This is a genomic window from Prevotella sp. oral taxon 306 str. F0472 (assembly GCF_000257925.1).
Lineage (GTDB): Bacteria > Bacteroidota > Bacteroidia > Bacteroidales > Bacteroidaceae > Prevotella > Prevotella vespertina.
The window spans coordinates 14,612-36,436 of the sequence record NZ_AJIN01000029.1 but is presented as its reverse complement, the minus strand read 5'-3'; the positions used below and the strand labels follow the sequence as shown (position 1 = coordinate 36,436).

Genomic DNA, 21,825 nt, shown 5'->3' with positions numbered 1-21,825 from the left:
TATACCCAAATCGGTGCAAAGTTACTAATAATATTCTGAATATCAGAGTTTTTGACTACGTTTTTTTGTCTTTTTCTTCTTCTTCTTCCAAATATCACTTAGCTTATTGAAGTCTTTCTTCAAGATAAGACCTATTCCTTGTGTTGTGAGAGAATTGCGTGTGAAGTATCGGTCATTTGTCTGGTTATAGAATCGGAATGCAATATTTCCATTAGGTGATAAGAGATAACGAATATCAAAGTCTCCGATAAAGGAGGAATTATTCTTTGCTACATTATCACGATAACCGAATTGTCCGTTGAATAAGAGTCGGTTGTTAAGCATGCTACCTGATAATGTTCCTTCATATTCAGCATTATCGAATCCCTCATTACCTGTAGCAATATTTGCTCCGAAGTTCCAGTTGTTGGTGTTTATCACATTGGACAACACTGTGTTTATTTGCTGAGAGAGAGTTCCTGATAAAAGACTTTGCATAGCGAGCGAAGCTCCACTTGGAGTTCTATTGCCTTGTGCTGTGCTATTATTGTTACTCTGTGGGTAGAAGCGTCCGACTGCAAGTAAGTAAAGTACCTGCTGGTTCAGTTCTTGTTCAGAGTTTAATACAGAACGTACCATTTGTTGTGCATCTGAAGATAGGGTAGGGAGATCGAGGCCGAAGTTGACGGAAGGTGCGCCAGGCGTTCCATTTATATCTAGTAGGCAATTCACTTTCGTATTATTAGAGCTGAAAGAATTGCCAAGCCCCAAATCGCTCAATGGTACGGAGTTAATTGTGTAGACACCTTTCAAATCTAATGCAGCGTTGAATGGATCGCCACCAAAAGCGATAGTAGAACCTTGTTGGAATATGAACTGCTTCTTAATAATATTCTGGATGGTGAGGTTATATTGTCCGTAATCTACATTATAATTACCAAAGAGCTGGAATGCTCCCTTATTATAGTAGGTGGCTCGAATAATACCAGAACCATTAAGTTTGATGTTATCACCAGTCGTTTCATCCATTAAGACGCCTAATGTTAGGTTAGGGTTAGTCTTCAAGATGAAATTCATGTGCAAGTCACTAGGTATGTTTGCAAATCCCGATTTTGATATAGGACGTGGTGATGAAATTGTCTTTGTCGGTACTGATTGTGTCTCATTGGTCTCTGAAGAGATACTTTCTATACTGTCCTTTGGTGTATTTAACCAATGGATAAAGTTGTTTGTTCCAGCGTCATTGGTTGTAGCGGCATTGTAAGTAATGAATGTATTCTTGCAAGGCTTCATTTCTACATCCAATGTCGTTGTGCCTGGACCACCCTTTATGTGACAATTACCTGTAGCATATACGATGCCCCAGAAAGACTCTTTGCCCAGATGTTTGGGGAAGTTGTAAGCAAGAAGATTCTGTGCTTCGACATTTATATCATAGGTTAGGTGCCTCAAACTATTGTGATGTAACCCTCCTGAAACAATTCCGATATGCCCATAAGGATCAGTAATAGTGTCGTTGGCAAAGATGATTTCATTTGGTATGATGCGTATGCGTCCCCGCATTAAATCGTATGTTGTCCCTGTTGGTTTGATATAAACATTGCCATTAGCCTCCATATCACCCTCAAGATTTACATCGCTTAGCGGACCAACAACCTTGCACCACCCGTTAGCTCTAAGTTTTATTTTATCCATGAAAGAATCACAGAAGGTCTTGAGGAATGATAAATGTGTGTTATGTGCGTAAATAGGAAGGTTGATATAACTATTTTTTATATCCACATATCCTTTGATTTCTGTTAATGCCCCATCGTCAGTATCCGCATGTGCATCAATACCGATTTTGCCTTCCTTATCGTAGTTTACATTGGCGTAGAGTGTTCCCATATCTCCCTTCTCAAACTTGAAATTGTGCACTTCGAGGTTAGCTTCCATCTTAGGTTGATGGAAGAAAGATTTGATAGAGGCTGTGCCAGAGGCTGTACCAGAAAACTCTACGCTATGGAAATTGGCAAGGTCTAGAATATAGGGTACGTCTATTTCTTTGAACTTTACGGTGATGGAATCGTTCATATTACCTGACGTAACACCATTCGCAATAAGATGTTGGTTGCGATTAGATATTTCAAAATGACTGATGTTAAGGTTGTTTCGCCTATAAGATAAGTCAGATGGAAGAACATTTAATGTGATAGTATCAATATTAATCTTAGAAGGATTGAAGTGTAATTGTGTCTCCAAATCACCATTATGATGAGTAAATTCCACAATACTATTGATATCTCCAGACAATGCAGTGTGACCAGGAATTTGGAAATTTACATCAGAACTAATTGTATTATTCTTAATGAGTCCTTCTGCATCAACTATAATGTGTGGTCCTTTAGCACCCTTTCTTTCTCCAGATAGTCGAGCTAATAGACCTTCTGAGAGCGTAGAAATATCAATAGATAAGTTTTGTAATTGTTGCCCAGCATAGGTAAGATCTGCTGCATCAAGAGATAACTTTATTTCATTTCGTCCTTCATTTATAGCACCGCTAGCTACAATAGGGTAGGGAGAAATGATAGAAGTCTTAAGTAATTGATTGATTAATTGCGTGTTATTAAGCTTCAAAGAGAACGTATAAGCATTCCGATCCTTTACCATGTGGTAGTTGGGATGCTGGTTGACAATACTTGGAAGATAATGTCCTAATACGGAGATAATACTCTGAGGAAGTGATTGGTAATTATATTGTCCATTAATATCAATCTCTCCAAAGTCGGTCTTTGCTTTTAAAGATTTGGCAATAAGTCCATTGTTCATGACCACATTGATGTGGTCAAGATTTATATTTTCTTTGTCTCCATTGAGCATGAACTGAGAGACATCCAACGTTCCTATTATGTTGTTAATATTAGAACCAGACCCTTTAATCTGGCTTTTAAATGAGAACGTTCTATTGCCTAGTGTGTTGGTCAAATGTAATGCGGCAAGATTAACTCCTTGTGCATTGATAGATATATCTGCAGACAATCTTTCTCTCTTTTTGATGAATGCTAAGATGTTATAGGCTTTTCCTTTAATCGCTAACTTTCCATTAGGATCATTGATAGATAAATCTCCTATAAAGGCATCCTCCTTATATAAGCTGTTGAGATGAACATTTTTATAGTTATATCCTTTATATTCGAAAGAAAAGATGTCACCCTTTGCTAATATATATGAAAGGTTAGTTTTCCCATCAACGAAGATATTTGTACTAATCATTCCAAAGTCAGGATTAGCTAGTACTCGCCCAAGATTAAAGTTAGATGTATTTACTTTCGCGCGAATGTTTTTACCATAAACATTGGCTGTTAATCGTACTTCTCCAGCACTACTTCTTAATGTTCCATGTGCATTAAGATTTCCTCCAATAGAGGATACGGAACCTTTATAGTAAATATCACCAAGATTGTTAAGTGTTGAAGGGATTGCTTGATGTAGAAGTTTTGCAATGGTTTTTAATGTCGCATTGTTTATTGTTATCGGATTAAGAGAGAATTTCCAATTAGGTCTATGGTGTAAATTATTAACCCAACCTTTAGCGTGTAATAATGTTGATAAATCTTCATTCTTTATGGATAAAAGTCCAATTCTAACATCATCGTATGTGCCTTTTGCCTCCAAAGTAGTGGAATAGTTTGTATGAAGGCTTCTCAAGTCATCTGTGAAAGGTGCAAAATCAGAAGGAGTTAAGTCTGCCTTAAATCCTTTAATAGAATATTTTAAACTTTTATTTATTAGTTTCTTATTTTCTAATTGGTAATGAGTAGATAATTGTTTTAACTTCACATGGCTATTAGGTAATATGAGGCTAAAATCATTGATAAAACCTTGGTGTTGGTCTATCTTTGTTTCAAATGTAAGTTGTTTGACGCTTATTCCAGAAGCATCGTTAAAGGACAAGGATTTGAGATTAGCCCAAAGAGAGTTATTATCCAGCTTGTTCACAATGATGTGTGAGGATATACTGCTTAACAAAAGATGGTTAATGTTGAACTTATTGGGCGTTTGGGGAGCGTCTAATATGTCATATTTAATTTTGCCATTACGAATTACAAGGCTATTAATGGCTAGGTGTAATGGGGTTTTCTTACTATTATCCTTGGAAGCTAAAGAATCTAAGACAAATTGAAAGTTAGGCTTGGCATCCTTATCTTTTTTGTATAAGTTGGCGTCTAATCCAAAGATCTGTGCAGAAGAGATATTAATATCTCCACTACGGAGTAATGGCATAATATCAATTTTTGCGCCAATACGAGAGGCCGAAACCATCTTCTTTTTGTTTTGATCATAAATAAGAATATCATCGAGGATAAACCTATTTAAAACGCCGAGGTCTATACGCCCAATACGAACTTCTGTTCCTAGCTTTGTTGAAGCAGCATCTGCTACTCTATGCGCAACAAAAGTTTGTATTGTTGGGATGTGCAACAATACAATCAAGACAATATAAAGACTAACTAAAGTCCATATAATCCATCGGAAAGTGGTTCTAAGCTTCTTCAATGCATTTGCAAAACTACTAAAAAAACATTTTGCGCTGAAATAAATACATATAAATGTTCCTAATCTCCTTAAATTTTGCTACATTTGCACAATATTCATGAATGAAATAAGATAATATCGCATTTATATAATTGTTATGGCAAATGTAATTAAGTTACGAAAGGGCTTAGACATTAACCTTACAGGACGTGCACAAGAGCAGATGTTGTCTGTAAAATCATCTAAGGAGTACGCATTGGTGCCGGATGATTTTATAGGTTTAACGCCGAAAGTTGTAGTTCGTGAGGGTGAACATGTTCGAGCTGGCGACTCGCTGTTTGTGGACAAGGGTTGCCCTGATGTAGGTTTTGCTTCACCTGTGAGCGGTATAGTTTCGGCCATTGAACGTGGAGCGAGACGTAAAGTGCTGCGTGTGAAAATCGAAGCTGATAATCAACAAGAATTTACAGACTTCGGTGTTAAGCAAGTAGATAACTTATCTGCTGAAGAGGTGAAAAGTTCTTTGTTAAAAGCGGGTTTGTTTGGTTATATCAATCAGTTACCTTATGCTGTTTCAACTCGACCAGACACGGAACCAAAGGCTATCTTTGTTTCTGCTCTTCGTGATAAACCATTGCAGGGCGACTTTGAATTTGAATTGAAAGGACAGGAGAAGGACTTCCAAACGGGTTTAACAGCGCTGTCTAAGATAGCAACTGTTTATCTCGGTATTGGCGCGAAACAATCAGCTAATGCTTTAGTGAACGCTAAGGATGTTAACGTAAATGTCTTTGATGGGCCATGTCCTGCTGGTAATGTTGGTGTGCAAGTGAACAATATTTCTCCTGTTAATAAGGGCGAAATCGTGTGGACAGTAGATCCTACTGCTGTTATTTTCTTTGGCCGATTATTCAATACTGGTAAGGTTTCTCTTATGCGTCGTGTAGCCATTGCAGGTAGTAAGGTGAAACAGACGGGATATGTTGATGCTCTTGTAGGTACTCCTTTGAAGGATATTTTGGCAGATAATATTGCTGATGGTTGCCATGTGAGAGTTCTAAATGGTAATCCTCTTACAGGTGTTGTTGCGTCTGAAGAGGCTGTACTTGGAGCACATACTTCTGAGGTAACATTAATCCCAGAGGGTGATGATGTACATGAAATCTTCGGTTGGATGCTTCCTCGTTTCAAAGATTTCTCAACCTCACGTAGTTACTTCACTTGGTTGCAAGGAAAGAAGACTTATGATCTTGATGCTCGTATAAAAGGTGGTGAACGTCACATGATTATGAGCGGAGAGTATGATAAGGTATTACCCATGGATATCTATGGTGAGTATCTCGTAAAATCAATTATCTCAGGTAATATTGACCGTCAAGAAGAATTGGGTATTTATGAAGTAAGTCCTGAAGACTTCGCTCTTGCAGAGTTTGTCGATAGCTCAAAATTACCATTGCAGAAGATTGTTCGTGAGGGATTAGATATCCTTAGAAAAGAGAATGCATAGGGGTCAAAAGCCCACAATAACTTTAACTATAGTTTTAAATAAAGTTTCTCAAAGTGTTATTAATGATAATCCCATCAGCTGTTATAGACGTAAAAGGATGTAAACCATGCTTGATGAGTGCATTACAAATGCTTTGTAGTAACATTACAAAAGGCTTGTAATAACATTACAGCTAACTTGTAATAGCATTACAAAAGCTTTGTAACAATTTGGAAACTGATTTTTTGGACTTTAAGAACCCTATAATAAAAGTATTATGAGTTTAAGAAATTATCTCGATAAGATACGCCCAAACTTTGAGGAGGGCGGAAAGCTTCACGCTTTCAAGAGTGTCTACGATGGTTTCGAGACGTTCCTTTATGTTCCTAACGAGACATCAAAGAGCGGAACTTCTATCCATGACGCTATTGACTCGAAGCGAATTATGAGTTTGGTGGTACTTTCATTGGTACCAGCGATGCTCTTCGGTATGTACAATATCGGCTATCAGAACGCTTTAGCAGCTGGTAAGTTGGCTGATGCTACCTGCTGGGGAATGTTCCTCTACGGTATGCTTGCCCTGTTGCCAAAGATTCTTGTGTCTTACATTGTCGGCTTAGGTATTGAGTTTGCTTGGGCACAGTGGAAGGGTGAGGAGATTCAGGAAGGTTATCTTGTATCAGGTATTCTGATACCATTGATTATCCCTGTGACCACACCTCTTTGGATTCTTGTGCTTGCAGTGGCCTTTGCTGTTATCTTCACAAAGGAGATCTTTGGTGGAACAGGTATGAATATCTTTAACGTAGCATTAGCTGCACGTGCCTTCCTCTTCTTCTCTTATCCAAGTAAGATGACTGGTGACAGTATCTGGGTGGCAAAGGATGCTATCTTCGGACTTGGTTACACCTTGCCTGATGGCTTCACTATGGCAACCCCATTGGGTGAGATAGCTCAGGGAACAAGTGTGAACGCATCTGTATGTGATATGGTATTAGGTCTCATTCCTGGTTCTGTGGGTGAGACATCTGTTATCGCTATCGCTATCGGTGCTGTAATCCTTCTTTGGACAAACATCGCCAGCTGGAAGACAATGTTGAGCGTATTCCTTGGTGGAACCGTGATGGGACTTATCTTCCATTCAACTGGTGCAACACCAATTCAGTGGTATGAACACCTCGTCTTAGGTGGTTTCTGCTTCGGTGCAGTATTCATGGCAACCGACCCAGTAACCTCAGCACGTACAGAGACAGGTAAGTGGGTATATGGTTTCTTCATCGGTGCGATGGCTATCATCATCCGTGTGTTGAACCCAGGTTATCCAGAGGGTATGATGCTTGCCATCCTCTTTGGTAATATGTTCGCCCCACTCATCGACTACTGTGTAGTTCAGTCAAACATCAGCAAGCGCGCAAAGCGTGCTAAATAAATAAGGAGGACGAAGAAATGAAAACAAATAGTAATTCTTATACAATTATCTATTCTGCCATCCTCGTGCTGATTGTAGCCTTTTTGCTTGCTTTCGTGTTCCAAGCATTGAAGCCAATGCAGGATGCTAATGTACAGCTTGATCAGCAGAAGCAGATTCTCTTTGCACTCAATCAGAATCGTGATATGAGCAATGAGGAGGCTGTTAAGCTTTGGAAGCAGATTATCATAGCAGATGATATCATCAATGCAGATGGTAAGGTCGTTGAGGCTGGAAAGCAGGGTGGCGTTGATGCCGGCTTTAAGTTGAATAGTAAGGATGCCAAGGAAGGCAAACTCGCTTTGTTCCGTTGCAAGGTAAACGGTGAAGATAAGTATGTTATCCCTGTTTATGGTAACGGTCTTTGGGGACCTATCAATGGTTTCATCGCTATCAATGGTGATAAGAGAACCGTCTTTGGTGCTTACTTTAACCACGAGAGTGAGACTGCTGGTCTCGGTGCTGAAATCAAAGACAACAAGGCATGGCAGGATTTGTTCAAGGGTAAGCATCTCTTTAGTGGAAACGATACTCAGAAGATAGCACTTGCTGTTGAAAAGAAGATCGAAGACCCATCTACGCAGGTAGATGCCGTAACAGGTGCAACACTTACCAGTAATGGTGTAACAGAGATGTTCCATGCAGACAAGGGTGGACTTCAGCCTTATGTTAAATTCCTGAACAGCAAATAATATTCTAATCTTTAGAACAATAAGAATATGGATTTATTCTCAAAACAAAATAGAGAGGTGTTCAGCAATCCGCTGAATCTGGACAACCCAATTATGGTCCAGGTGCTCGGTATCTGTTCTGCCCTTGCCGTAACTTCACAGCTGAAGCCGGCGATTGTTATGGGACTTGCCGTTACAATTATCACGGCATTCTCTAATGTTATTATTTCACTTATCCGTAACACAATCCCTAACCGTATTCGTATTATCGTACAGTTGGTGGTTGTTGCTGCTCTGGTAACAGTAGTTAGTCAGATTCTTAAGGCTGTAGCTTACGATGTCAGTGTAGAGCTTTCTGTCTACGTAGGACTTATCATTACCAACTGTATCCTTATGGGACGTCTTGAGGCTTTTGCTATGACAAACAAGCCTTGGCCAAGTTTCCTTGATGGCGTCGGCAATGGTTTGGGTTACGCTATGATACTTGTTGTTGTAGGTGCTGTTCGTGAGTTCTTTGGTCGTGGCTCATTGCTCGGTTTCAAGATTCTCCCACAAAGCCTCTATGATGCAGGTTATATGGACAACGGAATGATGTCAATGCCAGCAATGGCACTCATCCTTCTCGGTTGTGTTATTTGGGTTCATCGTGCATATTTCTATAAAGAAGACAAGAAGTAATTATGGAACATCTTATTAGTTTATTCTTCCGGTCCATCTTTGTGGACAATATGATATTTGCGTTCTTCCTCGGTATGTGTTCATACCTTGCTGTTTCAAAGAGCGTAAAGACTTCATTGGGTCTTGGTGTGGCCGTAACATTCGTGTTGCTTGTTACCACACCAATCAACTATCTTTTGCTGACTAAGGTTCTCGGACCAGACTGTCTTGCAGAGGGTGTTGACCTTACTTATCTTAGTTTCATTCTCTTTATCGCTGTCATTGCTGGTATCGTACAGATTGTGGAGATGGCTGTTGAGAAGTTCTCACCTTCACTTTATGGTGCGTTGGGTATCTTCCTTCCACTGATTGCCGTTAACTGTGCTATCATGGGTGCTTCACTCTTTATGCAGCAGCGTATCGGTCTTGACCCAGCAAGCACACAGTATATCGGTACTGTATGGGATGCACTTGTCTATGGTACAGGTTCTGGTCTTGGCTGGACATTGGCTATTGTGGCAATGGGTGCTATTCGTGAGAAGATGGAATATTCTGATGTACCAAAGCCTTTGCAGGGTCTTGGCATCACATTTATTACAGTAGGACTGATGGCAATGGCAATGATGTGCTTCTCAGGTCTTAAAATCTAAGTAAACAATGGGACAATTCATAACAATAAGTATTGTGGTATTCCTTATCACCATCCTTGTGTTGGTGATTCTCTTGCTTGTGTCTAAGAAGTATCTCAGCCCAAGCGGAAAGGTAAAGATAACAATTAACGGTGATAAGGAGATGACCGTTGATCAGGGTAGCTCAGTTCTGTCTACGCTGAATGAGAACGGTGTGTTCCTCCCTTCTGCTTGTGGTGGTAAGGGTAGCTGTGGCCAGTGTAAGTTGCAGGTAGTAGAAGGTGGCGGTGAGATTCTCGATTCAGAGCGTCCTCACTTTAGCCGTAAGGAGGTTAAAGATCATTGGCGTCTCGGATGTCAGTGTAAGGTGAAGGGTGATATGTCACTCAAGGTTCCTGAGTCTGTCATGGGCGTTAAGGAGTGGGAGTGCACTGTTATCTCTAATAAGAATGTGTCAAGTTTTATCAAGGAGTTCAAGGTTGCCTTGCCTCCTGGCGAACACATGGACTTCGTTCCAGGTTCTTACGCACAGATTTCTATTCCAGCTTACGACTGCATTGACTATGATAAGGACTTCGATAAGAACGATATCGGTGAAGAATACCTCGGTCCTTGGAAGCAGTTTAACCTCCTTTCTCTGAAGGGAAAGAATCCTGAGCCAACTGTTCGTGCTTACTCTATGGCAAACTATCCAGCTGAGGGTGATATCATCACACTGACTGTTCGTATTGCAACACCTCCATTCCTGCCACGTCCGCAGGTTGGTTTCCAGAACGTACCAACTGGTATTGGTTCTACTTACATCTTCTCTCTTAAGGAGGGTGATAAGGTGATGATGAGTGGTCCTTATGGCGACTTCCATCCTAACTTCACTTCTGGTAAGGAGATGATTTGGATTGGTGGTGGTGCTGGTATGGCTCCTTTGCGTGCGCAGATTATGCACATGACAAAGACCCTCCACACTCGCGACCGTGAGATGCACTTCTTCTATGGTGCGCGTTCACTCAGTGAGGCATTCTTCCTTGAGGACTTCTGGGAGCTTGAGAAGGAATATCCTAACTTCCATTTCCACCTCTCTCTTGACCGTCCAGACCCTAAGGCTGATGAGGCTGGCGTGAAGTATTACACTGGTTTTGCAGTAAACTGCATCCGTGATGAGTATCTAAAGAATCACGAGGCACCAGAGGATTGTGAGTACTACCTCTGTGGACCTCCAATGCTTATCAAGACTGTTACAGATTATCTTGACAGCATCGGTGTTGATCAGGATGCAATCATGTACGACAACTTCGGATAGATATAATTTAAGGCAGAACTCCAAGTAAGGGTTCTGCCTTTTAGATTATCTTTGAGAAGTTGGGTTATACCATCAGTCTGCGTCAGATACGTGAGGATATTCCAATTTAAATTATTACATTTGCACCCCATGAGTTACGTTTTATGTTCACATCTCCCACCTTAGTCGCTGATAAAACTGATGAACTTACCCAGACCTACGCAAAGATATATGGCAACAGAACAAACAAACAAGTAAGAACAATCGATATGGAATTTAAGAAACAACCGTTGACCTCAGCAACGCATAGCGAGTTTACACTCGAGGCATTGAGGCAAATTGCGCCTTCGGCTTTCACGGAGGTGCGGGGAGCAGATGGTGAGCTGACACAGAAGGTGGACTTTAAGGTGCTTCGTGAACTCTTGGGCGATGCTATTGCTGATGCTGACGAGGAGAGCTTTGGCTTTCAATGGGTGGGCAAGCAGGAGGCTAAGCGGGCGGCAGCGGAACCGACTCGCCAAACGTTGCGTCCCGTTGTGGACGACAGTGTGGACTGGGACACGACAGAGAACCTATACATTGAGGGCGACAATCTCGAGGTGCTGAAACTCTTGCAGCGTGCTTACCTCGGCAAGGTAAAGATGATCTATATCGACCCGCCTTATAATACGGGCAACGACTTTGTTTATGAAGACGACTTCGCCATGAGTGGGGAAGAAATGGACGAAGCGATGGGCAATGTCGATGAGGAGGGCAACCGCCTACGCCGCAACCTCGACTCTAATCCCCGTTACCACTCTGACTGGTGTTCTATGATTTATAGTCGCCTACTCGTCGCACGCACCCTGCTCGCTAATGACGGCGTTATCTTTATTTCCATTGACGATAATGAGGTGCACCACTTGAGAAAGATATGCGATGAGGTGTTTGGAGCGGGGAACTTTCTTGCACAAGTTGTTTGGGAGAGAGCGTATGCACCTATCAATCTTATGAAGCATTTCTCTCCTTCACATGATTATATTGTATGCTATGCCAAAGATGTGGATTTAGCGAAATGTAATGGTATTCCCCGAAGTTCTGAAGCTGATGCACGCTACTCAAATCCTGATAATGATCCTCGTGGTGTTTGGAAAGCTAGTGACTTATCGGTTGGACCAGCTATTGAATCAAACGTATATCCTATCACAACGCCCTCCGGGCGTGTGGTAGAGCCTCCAGCTGGGCGCAGCTGGAGTCTCTCGGCGAATGCATTCGCCGAGAGACTCCGTCAGAACCGAATATGGTTCGGTTCTGATGGTAACAACGTACCCGCAATGAAACGTTTTCTTTCAGAACTACGCAAGACAGGAGTTACCCCTATGACGATTTGGAAGTACGGAGAGGTTGGACACTCACAAGGTGCTACACAAGCTCTTGCTGAGATGTTTGATGGTAAGAAGTATTTTGATTACCCTAAGCCAGTTGATCTAATCAAGCGGTGTATATCCTTATATTCCTCTCCCGACTCCCTCATCCTCGACTTCTTCTCCGGCTCTGCCACTACCGCCCACGCCGTTATGCAGCTGAATGCGGAGGATGGTGGTAAGCGTAAATACATTTGTGTGCAGATACCAGAGAAGACGCCAGAAGGTAGCGAGGCACGCAAGGCGGGTTACAACACGATTTGCGAGATTGGTAAGGAGCGCATCCGTAGGGCTGGCAAGAAGATTAAGGAGGAGGCTGGGCTGATGGGTCAGGACTTAGACACTGGCTTCCGTGTGCTTCGTGTGGACTCGTCGAATATGGAGGAGGTTTACTTTGAGCCTGCTGGATTGGAGCAGCAAAATCTCTTCACGCAGGTGGATAGTGTGAAGGCTGACCGCTCGGAGCTTGACTTGCTCTTTGGCTGTATGGTAGACTGGGGCGTGGAGCTAAGCTATCCACTTCGAATGGAGGAGGTAGACGGTAAGCACCTGCACATTGTGAACGAGGGCGCACTCGTGGCTTGTTTCGACAAAGAAATAAGCGTTGAGGCTGTCAGTCGTATTGCGGAGCTGAAGCCCCTACGTGTCATCTTCCGTGAGGAGTGCTTTGCTACCGATGCCGATAAGCTGAATATCTATGAGAAGTTCAAGCAGTTCTGTGGCTGGAATGATGAGGAAGTCTATAAGCGTATTCACGTGTTATAAATATCAGTTAACTAAATCTTAAACATCAATGGGGTAAATACAGTTGCTATATGTCCCAATGCCCACGCCGTGAGTAAGGGCTGTGGCGGAGTGTTCCCGTGTTGGAACACGGATGTTCCCACACTGGAACTTTCATGTTCCAAAGCCGGAACATGAATGTTCCGCCGCTGGAACATTGGCGTACCACTGCTGGGAACATTTCGTTCCTCATGGTAGGACGCTGCCCAATGCACGTAATGATGATTAGACAATAGATAAGATGAAGATACAATTCAAACATCAAGCCTTCCAACGAGATGCGGCACAAGCCGTTGTAAATGCCTTTCGTGGGCAGCCGTTACAAGATTTCTTTGCTTACCGCAGAGATGTGGGTAAGGGAGTTTTGGCACTGGACGCACAGGGCTTTCGCAATCATGATATTCTACTTAACGATGAGGAGCTAACTCGCAATATTCGTGAAGTGCAAATCAGTCAAGAGCTGCAGCCAGTCAATCACGTGCTTCGTGACGGCAATGGCACGCTGGCACTGAGCATAGAGATGGAGACGGGAACGGGTAAGACCTATACCTATATCAAGACCATGTACGAACTCAATAAGCACTATGGCTGGACAAAGTTTATTATCGTGGTGCCGAGTGTGGCTATTCGTGAGGGAGTCATCAAGAGTCTTGAGACGATGGCAGATCATTTCGCAGAAGAATATGGCGAACGTATGCAGCACTTTGTGTACGATAGTGCACATCCTAAAGCTATCGACCAGTTTGCTTCCGACCCTAAGATACACGTGATGGTCATCAACACACAGGCTTTCAATGCCACAGGAAAGGATGCTCGCCGCATCTTTATGAAGTTGGAGGATTTTAACTATCGTCGCCCGATAGACATCCTCAGTGAGACACGCCCTATCCTGATTATAGACGAACCGCAGAGCGTATTGGGTACCGACAAGAAGAATAAGACCCGTCAGGGTTTGCAGCAGTTCAACCCGTTGTTCTCACTCCTTTATAGTGCGACGCACCGCAAGGCAGATGTTTACAATCAGGTTTATCGTTTGGATGCTATTGACGCCTTCAATAAGCGACTGGTGAAGAAGATAGAGGTGATGGGAGTAGAGCAGATTGGTACGACCGCCACGAATGGTTATCTTTATCTCGATGCGATAGTCCTGTCGAAGAAGAAAGGCGAGGCGCCACGTGCTCGCATTAGTTTTGATGCAACGAGTAGGGTAGGCTTGCGCACGGCAACACGTCTGGTAGATGAGGGCTTCGACCTCTATGCCGAGAGTGGTGAGCTAGAGGCTTATCGTGATGGCTTTATCATAGAGCGGATAGATGGTGTGAAGGGGTGTATTCGTTTGAGCAATGGTCAGGAAATCTATGAAGGTCAGGCAATGGGAGCAATCACCGAGGAGTTGATACGGCGTATACAGATTCGCACCACCATACAGAAGCACTTCGAGCGTGAGCATCAGCTCTATAAGCAAGGAATTAAGGTGTTGAGCCTGTTCTTCATAGATGCCGTAGAGAAGTATCGCATCTATGATTCTGGTGGCGAAACCCGTAAGGGACGATGGGCAGAAATCTTCGAGGAAGAATATGTATCCGTACTGAATGAGGTGCGTGACCTTTACTGGGATGAAGAATACAAACAATATCTTCAAGGGATAAGTGCCGAGCAGACCCACGCAGGCTACTTCTCTCAGGACAAGAAGGGAAAGATGATAGACTCGAAGGTGAAGCGAGGTGAGACGGAGGCTAATGACCCCGACGCCTATCAGTTGATTATGCGCAATAAGGAACGCCTCCTATCATTGGATGAGCCTACCCGCTTTATCTTCTCTCACTCGGCATTGAAAGAGGGCTGGGATAATCCTAATGTCTTTCAGATTTGTGCGCTCAAGCAGAGCAACAACGAAGTGAAGAAGCGGCAGGAGGTGGGACGTGGTATGCGTCTCTGTGTCAATCAGCAGGGCGAACGGCAAGATAGTGACCTGCTGGGCGATGCAGTCTATGACACGAATGTGCTGACAGTGGTAGCCAGTGAGAGTTATAAAGACTTCTCGGAGGCATTGCAGAAAGAACTAGCAGAGAGTATTACCTCGCGTGCAGTACTGGTTACGGTAGCATTGTTTGCAGGTAAGACCATTGTGAAAGGCAACGGCGAGAAGCTGACGCTTACAGAGTCGCAGGCAGTAACCATTTTGGAGGAACTTATATCAGCAGGCTATGTGAAGAAGCAGAAGCTGACCGATAAGTACTTTGAGGATAAGAAGGCTGGTACGCTGCAGTTGGAGGATTGGCAAGAAGATGTGGAAACTATCGTTCAAGAGCTGGATAAGGTGTTTAATCCTGATGTGCTTAAGGTGGAGAATGGTCGAGGCAAAGAGACAGCCCACTTCCGGATGGAACGATTTAACAAGAAGGAGTTTCAAGCCCTGTGGAAACGTATCAACTGTAAGACTTACTATGAAGTTGATTTTGAGACAGAGTCTCTAATACGTAAGTCTATTGTAGGACTGGACGATTCACTCCATGTTACCGCAATTCGTATTGCCGTCACATCGGGTACGCTGGCAAATATCCAGTCAAGAGAAGAACTCGAAGCTGGGCAGGCGATGCAGGAGGGTAAGACAAAGACGGTGAAGGTGAAGGAAGCTGTGGCGAGTGGTGTACGTTATGACCTCGTGGGCGAATTGGTACAGCGTACAGGCTTGAAGCGTAGTACGATAGTTGCGATTCTGACAGGTATCAAGCCCAAGACTTTTGGAATGTATCGTCGCAATCCAGAGGAGTTTATTATCCGTGTAGGTAATATCATCAACGAGCAGAAAGCCATTGCCGTGATAGAGTATATTGCTTACCACAAGATGGATCAGCATTATGATGCCAGTATCTTTTCTGAGCATGAACTCCGTGGGCGTATCGGTATTGATGCCATACAGAGTGAGAGGTCGCTCTACGACCTTGTAGTTGTGGATAGTCAAGGAGTAGAGAAACGCTTTGCCGAAGAGTTGGAGCGGGAGGAAGAAGTTGAGGTTTATACCAAGTTGCCACGTGGTTTCTATATCAATACGCCTGTGGGCAAGTACAATCCCGACTGGGCAATCGTCTTCCGAGAGGGAGCGGTGAAACACATCTATTTCGTTGCAGAGACGAAGGGCTCTGAGGACATTACTCAGCTTCGAGGGGTAGAGAGTGCAAAGATAGAATGTGCTAAACGCCATTTCGCCTCAATCTCTGATAGCTCGGTCAAGTTTGATGTAGTCAAGAGTTACGAAAAGCTGAAGAATATCGTTACGCAAGGTTAGGATATAAGTTGCATTTGATTTGCAATGAGAAAGGAGGACTTCTCAACTTTACGATAACACTGGGAGATATTGATGACCATAAGCCTTTGGAGCGTGAAATAATCTCTGTTAGTTTCGTTTTTGACAAACTTGCGATAGAGTATTTTGCCTGATGAAGCATCCTGAAACAGCATCACACCCAATGTTCTGGAAAAGTATATTGTATCCAATATTATTACTGCAGATTTAAATAAAAGCGTTCCGAGAGGTTTTCAGCCTACCAAATGTCCATTACGCCTGAAGAAAGTGAAAAAGAAACAAAAGTCAAGATAAGTTCAATATGAGCAATATATTTCTCTACCCCATATTCACCACAGATTTTACCAAAATCCATTCCTAACAAGAATACATAGAATATTCTTGCAGGAATGGATCCCAATCTTTATATATGCTTATCTATTGGCTGTCTGCCACAGATAAGTATCTGCACAATGAACAGAGGCAGTTTGGTCGGCAATCATCAACTTGAAGTCGCCTTCCTCCAATCTCCATTTGCCATCCCAACCTACAAAAGCCAAGTCGTCTGCCTTTAATTCGAAGGTCACAGTCTTGGTCTCACCTGGCTGAAGTTCCACTTTGTCGAAGGCACGGAGACGACGACCATCTGGCACCATGCTGGCGACGAGGTCGCTGCTGAACAGGAGAATGCTCTCCTTCCCTGCCACCTTGTCCGTGTTCTTCACATCCACGCTCACCTTGATAATGTCGCCGTGGCGGAAGTCAGACTTGGAAACCTTCAGGTTGCTATATTGATAAGAGGTGTAGCTCAAACCATATCCGAAGCCCCACTGCTGGGTAATCTTCGCATTGTAGTCGTAAGCCCCTTCCATCGTACCCACCTCCTCACTTTTCTTGAAGTCGTAGTTAGCGAGCGAATTGATTTCCTTAGGATAGGTGTAAGGCATCTTGCCACTGAAGTTTGACTTGCCCGATACCAAGTTTACCAAGGCATCGCCGCCCATGTTGCCAGGGATAAGGATATCGATGATACCCTGTGCCAATGGTTCGATGTCGGCGATGAGACGTGGACGTCCTTCATTCAGTACCAAGATGACAGGCTTGCCTGTCTGAGCCAAAGCCTTGACCAGATTGCGCTGGTTTTCAGAAAGCCAGAGGTCTGTCAGGTTGCCCGGAGTCTCGGTATAGGAGTTCTCGCCAATGCAAGCCACAATGACGTCGGCATCCTTCGCTGCAGCCACTGCCCCCAGAATCTGAGGTTCGTTCTCCTCCCAATACTTGCCCTTTTCATTATAGGTAACACCCTGGTTCAAGATAACATTCTCCTTGCCATACTCATTGCAGAATGCCTCATAGATGGTATTATACTTGCCGGCAAATTCATCGGTACGATGGCCCTGCCAGGTATAGCTCCATCCACCATCCAGACAGCGCATCTGATTGGCATTAGGCCCCGTGAGGAGAATCTTCTTGCCATGCTGCAAAGGAAGGATATTACGCTCGTTCTTCAAGAGTACCATACTCTCGGTAGCTCCCTCCAAGGCGAGCTTGGCAAACTCCTCGCCACCAAACTTAGGATAATTCTTCAGTTTCTGGGTTGGATTCTTAAAGAGATCGAGACGGTACTTCATACGAAGCACACGGCGACAGGCATCATCGATGCGACTCATCGGAATCTTGCCTTCCTTCACCAATTCAATAAGGTAGCCACAAGCATCGCAAGAATAAGGTTCCATAATCATGTCGATACCAGCATTGATGGCGATGCGGAGTGCATCCTTCTTGTCCTTTGCCACCATCTCACGAGTATAGAGATTGTTGATGTCTGCCCAGTCGGTGATAAGCACACCATCCCATCCCGTCTCTTCCTTCAGCCATCCTGTCAGGATTTCCTTGTTGGCGTGCATCGGCATACCGTTGACGGAAGCGGAATTCACCATCACGGTCAAGGCTCCAGCTTGCAGACCCGCCAGGAAAGGAGCAAAGTGCTTCTCTCGCAAGTTGGCAGGAGAGATATAGGCTGGTGTACGATCTTTACCAGTCCAAGGCACGCCATAGCCCATGAAGTGCTTCAATGAAGTGGCGATGTGATACTGGTCGATGTTATTTGGGTCCTCGCCCTGGAAACCATAGACCATGGCCTTGCCCATCTCTGAAGTGAGATAGCAATCTTCTCCAAAGTTCTCCCAGATGCGAGGCCAACGGGCATCACGACCGAGATCAACGGTAGGACTGAAAGTCCAAGGCACACTCACCGCACGAGTCTCATAAGCAGTGGCCTCAGCCGAATGGCGAGCAATCTCACGATTGAAGGTGGCAGCTATATTGATGTTCTGCGGGAAGAGGGTACCGTCTTGTGTATAAGTAGAACCGTGGTTCTGATCGAGACCGAAGACGCAAGGGATGCCGATGCGCTTCATCGAAATCTTCTGGATTTGCTCGATGTACTTCTCCCACTGCTTGGCGGTTGGCGCGCAAGTGTTAGGAGCGTTGAGGATAGAGCCAATCTTATAGCGAGAAAGGATAGAATCGGTCTTGTGCTCGTCGATATAGAACACACCGTTCTTGTCGTTGGCACCAAAGAGGTCGGTCACCAATTCCATCATCTGACCTATCTTTTCCTCCAAGGTGAGTTTCTTCAGGGTTTGTTCTACTTGAGCCTCTATCTTAGGGTTGCTTTTGATAACTGGAACATTAGCACTGGTTGTATAAGCAAATGCCAACATTGAAATAGAAAATAATAATTTCTTCATAAGTTCAAAGGCTTGACGTTTTATGATAAAACGGAAATCTTTCTAATATTTTATTCGATAGTTACTTTCTTTACGGTGTAACCGTCACCCACGAGGAGGAAACCATCCTGCTCTGTCAAAAGTTGGATAGATAAGTCGGTCAGTTTAAACTCCCATTTAGCAGTTCCATCCACCATGATGTCGCCACGCTCTGGGTCGCCCTTACCAGTAAGGATGTTGTTCCACCAAGCAGTGGCAGCAGTACCCTGACCATTTCCATTCACATAGACACGGAGGATGGTGCCAGCCTTCACCTTTGAGAGGAAGGTATCCTTCAAGGCATTGAATGGTGTACCCCATGTCACGGCAAACTCACCTTCCCAGATGGTGTTCTCCATAGATGGGCGAGCCTCGGTGGTTACCTTGATGGTACCGCCAGCAAACTGTACACCATTGCCATCTACCAATGTAATGTTGTAATCGCCATTGGCGAGGTCGGAAGGAGCAGTAACTTTCAATGTCGTACCCTCATCGAGAACTTCGAAGACAACCTCCTTATCAGCGATGAGAACTTTCTGAACGAGACCCAGGTTCTTGCACTCGTGGATGGTTGTAGTTTCTCCTGGAGCTACCCTAAGCTCGATGGCATTGGTACCCAAGGCTGGGTCATCGGCAGCAGGAGTCACGGTAACGTTCAAGGTGCGGGATGTAGTCTTGCCCTTGGTGGTGGTTGCCACAATCTTCAGTTCATGATTACCTAAAGGCAAAGTTTGGTCGATGGTAGTACCTGCGGCAATCTGAGTGCCGTCGAGCAACCATGTCACTGTGGTGTAGTGAACAGGAGTCACCTTGATTTCCAACTTATAATTTGTCTTGCGGTCTATCTTGGAATCAGCCAAGTCGGTGTTCAAAATACGTGGATTGTCATTTTCGCTGACAGTGAAGTATGGATCATCGTCAGAAGAGCAAGAAGACAAGGTAGATGTACCAGCCAGTGCGAAACTCATGGCGAAGAGCATCATCATAGCCTTCAAAACTTTTCCCTTATATTGTTTCATTGTCTTATTCATAATTAATTATTCTATCTATTGTCCTATAAAACTTAACATTAAACGCTTAACACTACTTGCTGTATCCCTTTCCGAATGGAGGATTGAAGTCTGGCTGAAGGTTTACATCAGCCTTGTCCCACCAGAGGCGCTTGTGCCAGTCGTCTGTACCACCCATGCGGTCGATGGCAGCCTTGTAGTTGGCACTGTTGTACTGACCTTCCAACTCAGGATACTGTAAACGGACAGGCATTGACCAGTTAGAATCTGTGTAAGTAAAACCATTCTTGGTCAAGAGATCACGATTCAAGATGGCAGGATAGTCAGAGCGGCGCATGTTTGCCCAACCCTCAGAAGGGTTCATCATGTGGAGAATCCAAGCCTGGGTGTTGATAGTCTCCTTAGGATTGTCACCCAACGGATTATTGGCAATGAACGCATCTATCTCTTCCTTGGAAATCTTGTTGGATGTAAGATAGTAGTTGTTGAGCAACTCCATGCTGGCACGAACACCAGCCTCGTAGTGGCTCTCTGCATCATCACCCCCAACATTCCAACCCTTGGTTGCAGCCTCAGCCTTGAGGAACTCCACCTCGGCATAGCTCATCAAGTCGCCAGGACAAGAAGGCATCTCGAAGTCGATGTTCAGGCAAGGACGACCTGCTCGGGCTATATAATCAGAGTTGGCATAAGTGTTCTTGTCTATCTCCGCATACTTCTTCAAAGTGGGAAGGTCATCAACCGTAGCTGGATTCATCCAGTCTGTGTACCAGGTAGCACCAGGGTTGCAAGGCTCTTCACCGAGACCCTTGTTCCGGAAGTAAGCCAGGAAATCATCGGTCAAGTCGATGTTCTGCTCTTTGTCTGGCTTCACCTGACTACGTTTGATATTGTAGTAGTGACGGCAGATGCGATAGAGACGAGGGTCGTTGGTATTCTGCAACTGATAGAACAAGGTAGAGCATACCATGGTAGGCGATGTGGCATCCTGACCATAGAGAATCTCTCCTAAGGCATTGGTGCGGAAATCGTAGTCGTTGGCTCCATCATAATAAGTATAAGGAGTATCGGCATATCTGATGTAAGCATCATCTGCTGCACTGGCGATAGCACCGGCAGCAACAGCCTTCTCAAACTCTTCCTTTGCCTTCTGTGGATTAACATCTGAAATGCGCATGGCATAGCGCATACGGAGCGCATTGGCATACTTCTTCCACTTGGCTACATCACCACCCATGCTGGTGACATCACCAGAAATGCGGTCGGTACCGGTGCCAAGTTGCTTCTCGCAAGCGTCAAGTTCCTCAAAGAACCAGCTGTAGAGTTCCTCTACGGTATCATACTTAGGGGTGGAGATGCCTGAGATGTAACCCAGACCTGCCTCCAAACAAGGCACGTCGCCGTAGGTATCTGCCAAGATTGCCGTGAGATAGACACGATGGATACGAAGTGCCGCATTCAAGTTTGCCTTGTCTGTTGAATTGTGGATGGCATCCACAAGGTTCTTGATGCTGACCTCATAGTAGCGGTCCCAGACACGACGAGCGATGTCGTCCTCACGGAAGTTGGAACCTGCATAGTTGGTTACGTTCCAACCACCAGCGAAATACTGTGGAAAACCTGAGATATAGTTACGGTAGGTATCCATCAAACTGAAGTCACCGTAAGTCTGCAACAAAGCAGTAGTCAACTGTGCGTTAGGGTCGAGCTCGCTCACCTTGGTCTTGTCGGTATTGATGTTGCTCAAGGTTTCATCTGAGCAAGAAGTCATCGCAGTGCCGGTTGTCATCAGGGCAAAAGCCATCAGCAGGCTGCTCTTACCTATATATTTCTTGATTATATTGTTCATTTTCTTACATTATTATATATTAGAACTCTTCTAAAGAAATTG

13 protein-coding genes and 2 pseudogenes are annotated in these 21,825 nt (G+C 44.1%); 10 read left to right on the top strand and 5 right to left on the bottom strand.

Annotated elements, in window-relative coordinates:
• Window positions 1-42 precede the first annotated feature (42 nt).
• A complete protein-coding gene (locus tag HMPREF9969_RS04505; protein WP_009434665.1) occupies window positions 43-4,515 on the bottom strand; it encodes a translocation/assembly module TamB domain-containing protein in 4,473 nt (1,490 codons plus the stop codon).
• 136 nt (window positions 4,516-4,651) lie between these two features.
• On the opposite strand from HMPREF9969_RS04505, the gene HMPREF9969_RS04500 reads away from it, so the two are divergent.
• The 10 genes and pseudogenes from HMPREF9969_RS04500 to HMPREF9969_RS12505 form a co-directional block, all read left to right on the top strand.
• A complete protein-coding gene (locus tag HMPREF9969_RS04500) occupies window positions 4,652-6,001 on the top strand; it encodes a Na(+)-translocating NADH-quinone reductase subunit A (protein ID WP_009434659.1) in 1,350 nt (449 codons plus the stop codon).
• Window positions 6,002-6,257: 256 nt separating this feature from the next.
• Window positions 6,258-7,409, top strand: coding sequence for an NADH:ubiquinone reductase (Na(+)-transporting) subunit B (locus tag HMPREF9969_RS04495; RefSeq protein WP_009434649.1), 1,152 nt, complete (start codon window positions 6,258-6,260; stop codon window positions 7,407-7,409).
• Window positions 7,410-7,426: 17 nt separating this feature from the next.
• A complete protein-coding gene (gene nqrC, locus HMPREF9969_RS04490; RefSeq protein ID WP_009434655.1) occupies window positions 7,427-8,140 on the top strand; it encodes an NADH:ubiquinone reductase (Na(+)-transporting) subunit C in 714 nt (237 codons plus the stop codon).
• A gap of 27 nt (window positions 8,141-8,167) precedes the next feature.
• Window positions 8,168-8,797, top strand: a complete 630-nt coding sequence (locus HMPREF9969_RS04485) for an NADH:ubiquinone reductase (Na(+)-transporting) subunit D (RefSeq protein WP_004360386.1) — start codon at window positions 8,168-8,170, stop codon at window positions 8,795-8,797.
• A gap of 2 nt (window positions 8,798-8,799) precedes the next feature.
• On the top strand, window positions 8,800-9,426 hold the full coding sequence (gene nqrE, locus HMPREF9969_RS04480) for an NADH:ubiquinone reductase (Na(+)-transporting) subunit E (protein WP_004360385.1): 627 nt from the start codon (window positions 8,800-8,802) through the stop codon (window positions 9,424-9,426).
• 7 nt (window positions 9,427-9,433) lie between these two features.
• Window positions 9,434-10,702 carry an NADH:ubiquinone reductase (Na(+)-transporting) subunit F gene (gene nqrF / locus HMPREF9969_RS04475; RefSeq protein ID WP_009434662.1) on the top strand — a complete coding sequence of 423 codons (1,269 nt, stop codon included), beginning with the start codon at window positions 9,434-9,436 and terminating at the stop codon, window positions 10,700-10,702.
• A 248-nt stretch (window positions 10,703-10,950) separates the two neighbouring features.
• Window positions 10,951-12,849, top strand: a complete 1,899-nt coding sequence (locus HMPREF9969_RS04470; RefSeq protein WP_009434660.1) for a site-specific DNA-methyltransferase — start codon at window positions 10,951-10,953, stop codon at window positions 12,847-12,849.
• 82 nt (window positions 12,850-12,931) lie between these two features.
• Window positions 12,932-13,096 (top strand): hypothetical protein, encoded by a 165-nt coding sequence (locus HMPREF9969_RS12805; protein WP_156787943.1) that lies wholly within the window; start codon window positions 12,932-12,934, stop codon window positions 13,094-13,096.
• A 12-nt stretch (window positions 13,097-13,108) separates the two neighbouring features.
• Window positions 13,109-16,156 carry a type III restriction-modification system endonuclease gene (locus HMPREF9969_RS04465; protein ID WP_009434650.1) on the top strand — a complete coding sequence of 1,016 codons (3,048 nt, stop codon included), beginning with the start codon at window positions 13,109-13,111 and terminating at the stop codon, window positions 16,154-16,156.
• Window positions 16,156-16,287: pseudogene (locus HMPREF9969_RS12505) on the top strand (transposase); the annotation flags it as partial. The gene HMPREF9969_RS04465 and the pseudogene HMPREF9969_RS12505, both read left to right, overlap by 1 nt.
• Here the strand turns inward: HMPREF9969_RS12505 and HMPREF9969_RS13165 are convergent.
• The 4 genes and pseudogenes from HMPREF9969_RS13165 to HMPREF9969_RS04445 form a co-directional block, all read right to left on the bottom strand.
• Window positions 16,255-16,383, bottom strand: a pseudogene (locus HMPREF9969_RS13165) (transposase); the annotation flags it as partial. The pseudogenes HMPREF9969_RS12505 and HMPREF9969_RS13165 overlap by 33 nt on opposite strands.
• A 204-nt stretch (window positions 16,384-16,587) precedes the next feature.
• Window positions 16,588-18,906: a glycoside hydrolase family 3 N-terminal domain-containing protein gene (locus HMPREF9969_RS04455; protein WP_009434669.1), complete on the bottom strand. Its 2,319-nt coding sequence runs from the start codon at window positions 18,904-18,906 to the stop codon at window positions 16,588-16,590.
• A gap of 50 nt (window positions 18,907-18,956) precedes the next feature.
• The gene (locus tag HMPREF9969_RS04450) at window positions 18,957-19,943 is read right to left on the bottom strand and encodes a hypothetical protein (RefSeq protein WP_232212647.1); all 987 of its coding nucleotides are present in this window, start codon (window positions 19,941-19,943) and stop codon (window positions 18,957-18,959) included.
• Window positions 19,944-20,007: 64 nt separating this feature from the next.
• Entirely contained in the window at window positions 20,008-21,783 is a 1,776-nt protein-coding gene (locus HMPREF9969_RS04445; RefSeq protein ID WP_009434644.1) for a SusD/RagB family nutrient-binding outer membrane lipoprotein, read from the bottom strand.
• Between the last annotated feature and the right edge of the window lie 42 nt (window positions 21,784-21,825).

Coding starts and splice junctions, on each gene's coding strand:
- HMPREF9969_RS04500 (WP_009434659.1), top strand. CDS start 4,652: ATGGCAAATGTAATTAAGTTACGAAAGGGCTTAGACATTAACCTTACA.
- nqrE (WP_004360385.1), top strand. CDS start 8,800: ATGGAACATCTTATTAGTTTATTCTTCCGGTCCATCTTTGTGGACAAT.
- HMPREF9969_RS04450 (WP_232212647.1), bottom strand. CDS start 19,943: ATGAAACAATATAAGGGAAAAGTTTTGAAGGCTATGATGATGCTCTTC.
- HMPREF9969_RS04485 (WP_004360386.1), top strand. CDS start 8,168: ATGGATTTATTCTCAAAACAAAATAGAGAGGTGTTCAGCAATCCGCTG.
- HMPREF9969_RS04455 (WP_009434669.1), bottom strand. CDS start 18,906: ATGAAGAAATTATTATTTTCTATTTCAATGTTGGCATTTGCTTATACA.
- nqrC (WP_009434655.1), top strand. CDS start 7,427: ATGAAAACAAATAGTAATTCTTATACAATTATCTATTCTGCCATCCTC.
- nqrF (WP_009434662.1), top strand. CDS start 9,434: ATGGGACAATTCATAACAATAAGTATTGTGGTATTCCTTATCACCATC.
- HMPREF9969_RS04495 (WP_009434649.1), top strand. CDS start 6,258: ATGAGTTTAAGAAATTATCTCGATAAGATACGCCCAAACTTTGAGGAG.
- HMPREF9969_RS04465 (WP_009434650.1), top strand. CDS start 13,109: ATGAAGATACAATTCAAACATCAAGCCTTCCAACGAGATGCGGCACAA.
- HMPREF9969_RS04445 (WP_009434644.1), bottom strand. CDS start 21,783: ATGAACAATATAATCAAGAAATATATAGGTAAGAGCAGCCTGCTGATG.
- HMPREF9969_RS04470 (WP_009434660.1), top strand. CDS start 10,951: ATGGAATTTAAGAAACAACCGTTGACCTCAGCAACGCATAGCGAGTTT.